We start from the raw sequence: 4,160 nt of genomic DNA, 5'->3' as shown, positions 1-4,160 counted from the left end.
GTCTTGCCGCAAAACAGCGCTTGGCGCGGACGCGGACGAAACGGCAACAGGCCCTTGCCCGGCCATCGCCTGCGTCGTTTGCAAGTCCTGGGCGATGTGCGGCAAAAGGCCGGCGAGCACATAGGCATCCAGCCCAAGCGCGAAACCGCCGAGTACCACCGGCCACAACAGATAAATCATGCCCCCGACTCCTGTTTCAACACCGTATCCAGGAGCCCCGGAAACTTTGCGTCCAACAACTCACGCCGCAGGCTGATCCAGCAGTTGCGGCCCTCCGCGCGCGTGGTGGTGATGCCGGCCTTTCGCAGCGTTCCGGTGTGATGCGTCACCGTCGATTTCGGCATGTCCGGCGCCAGGTCGAGACTGTTCACGGCATCTCGCCTGGCCAGGATGCGCACCATTTCCAGCCGTGTCGGATCGCTCAAGGCGAAAAGCACTTGGGCCAGGCTCACTTCCTCTGGAGACGGATGCTGATAGATGCGGGGCATAGCGCATTAACTGTTCGAATCTCTTCGAACAATAATAGTTCGGCATGTGCCGAACAGTCAACACTCGTTGGTTGCAGCAGATCACCCTTGTATCGTCGCCTCGGTACGATGTATTGGTACGGTCACTTGTATCGCCAGTGCGGCGCGCAGGGACACTGCTGTCAGCCAGCGCCCGAACCGGTAGGAGGCCGTCATGAGCGACCATTTCTTCGCCACCCATTTTGGGACCTACCGCGTGGATCAAACACCTGAGGGCCCCCGCCTGTCCGGCTGGCAAGCGGACCCACAGCCGACCGCCTTCGGCCTGAGTTATCTCGAACTCGCTCGGCATCGCTGTCGCGTCGCCCAACCCATGGTGCGGCGCGGCTGGCTTGAAGGGAATGCACAATCGATACGCGGCGCCGACACGTTCGTTCCCGTGACCTGGGATACAGCCACGCAATTCGTCGCCGATGAGATTGACCGAATCGCAGGCAACTACGGCAACCGGTCGATCTTCGCCGGCTCGTACGGCTGGGCCAGTGCGGGTCGCTTTCATCACGCGCAAAGCCAGATCAAGCGCATGCTCAATCTGGCCGGTGGCTTCACCGCGAGCCGACACAGCTACAGCTACGGTACCGCCAGTGCCTTCCTGCCGCATGTCCTTGGGCCGGAGTACGCGGGCACGAACGCCTGTGCCCCGAGCTGGGATCAGATTGTCGACCATACGGATTGCTTGGTGGCCTTCGGTATGCGCCTGACCAACGCACAATGTGACCCGGGTGGCGTTGGACGCCATACGGTCGAACAGTGGCTGGGCCGGGCGCTCGATCGCGGCATGCGACTGATCGTGGTTTCTCCGGACACCGCGGATAGGCCCGACCACCCGAACGCCGAACACCTCGCGATCCGGCCAAACACCGATACCGCATTGCTGCTGGCCTGTGCCCATGCTTGCATTCGAAACGGCGAGATCGATCAACGGCAAATCCGGCAACTGACCACCGGTTTCGATCGGCTGGCCGCCTATGTCACGGGCGACGCCGATGGCGTGGCCAAGACGCCCGAATGGGCCGCGCGCATTACCGGCGCGCGGCCGTCGCAGATCGAGCACTTCATCGAGGCACTGCGCGTGCCGACCAGTCTATTGAATCTTGGCTGGTCCCTGCAGCGGGCAACCGCCGGTGAGCAGCCTTACTGGATGGCGATCGCACTGGCCGCGATGCGCGGCCAGATCGGCCGGCCGGGCGGCGGCTTTGCGTTCGGGCTGGGCTCGGTCAATTCGGTGGGTCAGCCGGTTCGCTGCCTCAAAGCGCCCGGACTCGATCAGGGGCACAATCCGGTGAGCGACTTCATTCCGGTAGCCGCGATCGCCGACTTGCTCGCCAACCCCGGCGGCGCCCTCGAATACAACGGCCAAACGCTTTCACTGCCCGATATACGACTGGTCTACTGGGCCGGCGGCAACCCGTTCCATCACCACCAGGACCTGAACCGGCTGCGACACGCTTGGCAGCGGCCTGAAACGATCATTGTTCACGAGCCGGTCTGGACCGCGACGGCACAGCATGCGGATATCGTGCTGCCCTCGACGCTACCGTTCGAACGCAACGACATCGCCGTATCGAGCCACGACCGGACGATCGTATTCAATCGCGCCACCCATGCACCCTATGCCGATGCCCGCGACGACCATCAGATCTGCACGATGATCGTTGACCACCTCGGCGTTGCCGATAAATTCGCCGAGCAGCGCAATACCGAAGATTGGCTGGCCTATCTATACGCCGGCTACCGAGAAAAATTTCCCGAGTTGCCCGACTATCGAACTTTTCGTCAAAAGGGCATCCACACCCTGGACGATGAGCTGGAAGCGCCACGCTCGACGACGCTTCTGGCCGACTTTGCCGAGGCGCCCGAGGCTCACCCGTTGTCAACGCCCTCGGGTCGCATTGAACTGTTCTCTGAAACGATCGCGAGCTTTGCCTATGGGGACTGCCCGCCCCATGCAAGCTGGGTTGCCCCCAAAGAATGGCTGGGCGGCGAGCTGGCACAGACCTACCCACTGCACCTGCTTTCTCCACAGCCCGCGAACCGGTTGCACAGCCAACTGGACGCGGTAGGCGCGAGTCAGCGTGACAAGGTCGCCGCGCGCGAGGCCGCGGTGTTCTGTACCGAGGATGCCGTTATGCGTGGAATCCGCGAAGGCGATACGGTCAAATTGTTCAATGCCCGGGGCGCTTGCCTGGTCGGCGCCACTCTGTCGGCAACGCTGATGCCCGGCGTCGTCATATTGCCGACAGGGGCCTGGTATACCCCGGAAGATCCGACGGATTTTGCGAGTCTCGAACTGGCCGGCAATCCCAACGCAGTCACTCAGGATCGGCGCGCTTCCCGGTTGTCCCAAGGTAGTGCAGCACACAGTTGCCTGGTGGAAGCCGTACGGCACGAATGACGGCCACTCGAACAGGCCGTGCACGCGCATCCCGGCACCCACTGTTAATCGCTGCCGGTCGCGAAATAACGGCCCGGCGTCGTTCCTGGCGAGCCAGGACATCCCCGATCGCAACGAGGTTGGCCCGCGACCGAATCATCCGCCTCTACCGTGCGACGCGGCACCGAGTCGATTGTTGTTTCCCGCGCCATCGAAGCGTCTATCTCTGCAAGACAGACGGCGCTACAACCTGGGCAGAGCCGTTATCAATAGACGGCCATCAATGGTTAGCAAGCCGACCCCAATCAACGCGACGCCCGCATAATCGGCCGGATGGAGTGATTCGCCGAGGACTGCAACGCCCAGCACAGCCGCCACCGCGGGAATCAACAACGTGACCAGCAACAGATTGGTCGCCCCCGCACTCTGTAGCAGACGGAAGTACAGGATATAGGCCAAGGCGGTCGAAAAGAGGCCGAGGGCGATGAGCGCCATCCAGACCGCCGGACCGATGCTTGTCGACGGCAGCGCCGAGCCGAAAACAAGCATCAGTGACGGGAGTACGAGGCTGGACATCGTGACCTGGCCTGTCGCGACCGCGATCGGGTCGACCCCCATGCGTTTGAAGCGGCGCCCGTACACGCCGGCGCAGGCATAAGACAGTGCCGCACCGACGATCGCCAGTTGTGCCATGAGGTCCTGGCCGACGTGAATCGCGCTATTGCCACCGACAACCAGGGCAACGCCGAAAAAACCCACGACGACACCGACCACCTTATTCGGCGTGATCCGCTCGTCGGGCAAGCACACGGCGGCGACCAATATGGTCAGAAACGGCGTGGTGGCGTTCAGGATGGAGGCCAATGCCGCGCCGATCTGTTGTTGTCCCCACGCGATAACAGAGAACGGCACCACGTTATTCAGCACGGCCATGACGGCGAACGCGGCCCAGGTATGCCGATCACGCGGGATGCGGACGCCGGCGAGCAACGAGCCGCACCAGAGCGCGACGGCCGCCAGCGTAACCCGCAGGAATACGATCGTGAGTGGCGAGACCGAGTCGAGCGCGATCTCCACGAAGAAGAACGACCCACCCCAGAGAAGCGCGAGCGCCAGGAGCATCGCCCACTCCCGTGCGCCCATCCGTGGTTTGATTGCACTCATTGCCAAGAACCTCGCGTGATACCGGACACGAGATAGTTCGAGGGCCTGTTGCCGTTTCGTACACGTGCCGCGTTGGAGACCGCAAATCCGTCGAG

General features: G+C 62.6%; 3 protein-coding genes and 1 pseudogene. 1 reads left to right on the top strand and 3 read right to left on the bottom strand.

Annotated elements, in window-relative coordinates:
• A pseudogene (locus ACS8Y6_RS18270) lies at positions 1–180 on the bottom strand (MFS transporter); the annotation flags it as partial.
• Positions 177–488 (bottom strand): ArsR/SmtB family transcription factor, encoded by a 312-nt coding sequence (locus tag ACS8Y6_RS18265; protein WP_109992153.1) that lies wholly within the window; start codon positions 486–488, stop codon positions 177–179. The pseudogene ACS8Y6_RS18270 and the gene ACS8Y6_RS18265, both read right to left, overlap by 4 nt.
• A gap of 193 nt (positions 489–681) precedes the next feature.
• On the opposite strand from ACS8Y6_RS18265, the gene ACS8Y6_RS18260 reads away from it, so the two are divergent.
• Positions 682–2,922 carry a molybdopterin-dependent oxidoreductase gene (locus tag ACS8Y6_RS18260; RefSeq protein ID WP_440856228.1) on the top strand — a complete coding sequence of 747 codons (2,241 nt, stop codon included), beginning with the start codon at positions 682–684 and terminating at the stop codon, positions 2,920–2,922.
• A 222-nt stretch (positions 2,923–3,144) separates the two neighbouring features.
• Here ACS8Y6_RS18260 and ACS8Y6_RS18255 read toward each other — a convergent pair whose 3' ends face one another.
• Positions 3,145–4,023: a DMT family transporter gene (locus ACS8Y6_RS18255; protein ID WP_440856229.1), complete on the bottom strand. Its 879-nt coding sequence runs from the start codon at positions 4,021–4,023 to the stop codon at positions 3,145–3,147.
• Positions 4,024–4,160 lie beyond the last annotated feature (137 nt).

Source organism: Salinisphaera sp. RV14, assembly GCF_052044135.1.
Lineage (GTDB): Bacteria > Pseudomonadota > Gammaproteobacteria > Nevskiales > Salinisphaeraceae > Salinisphaera.
The sequence above is the reverse complement of the archived record's forward strand: the minus strand, read 5'-3'. Positions and strand labels throughout refer to the sequence as shown.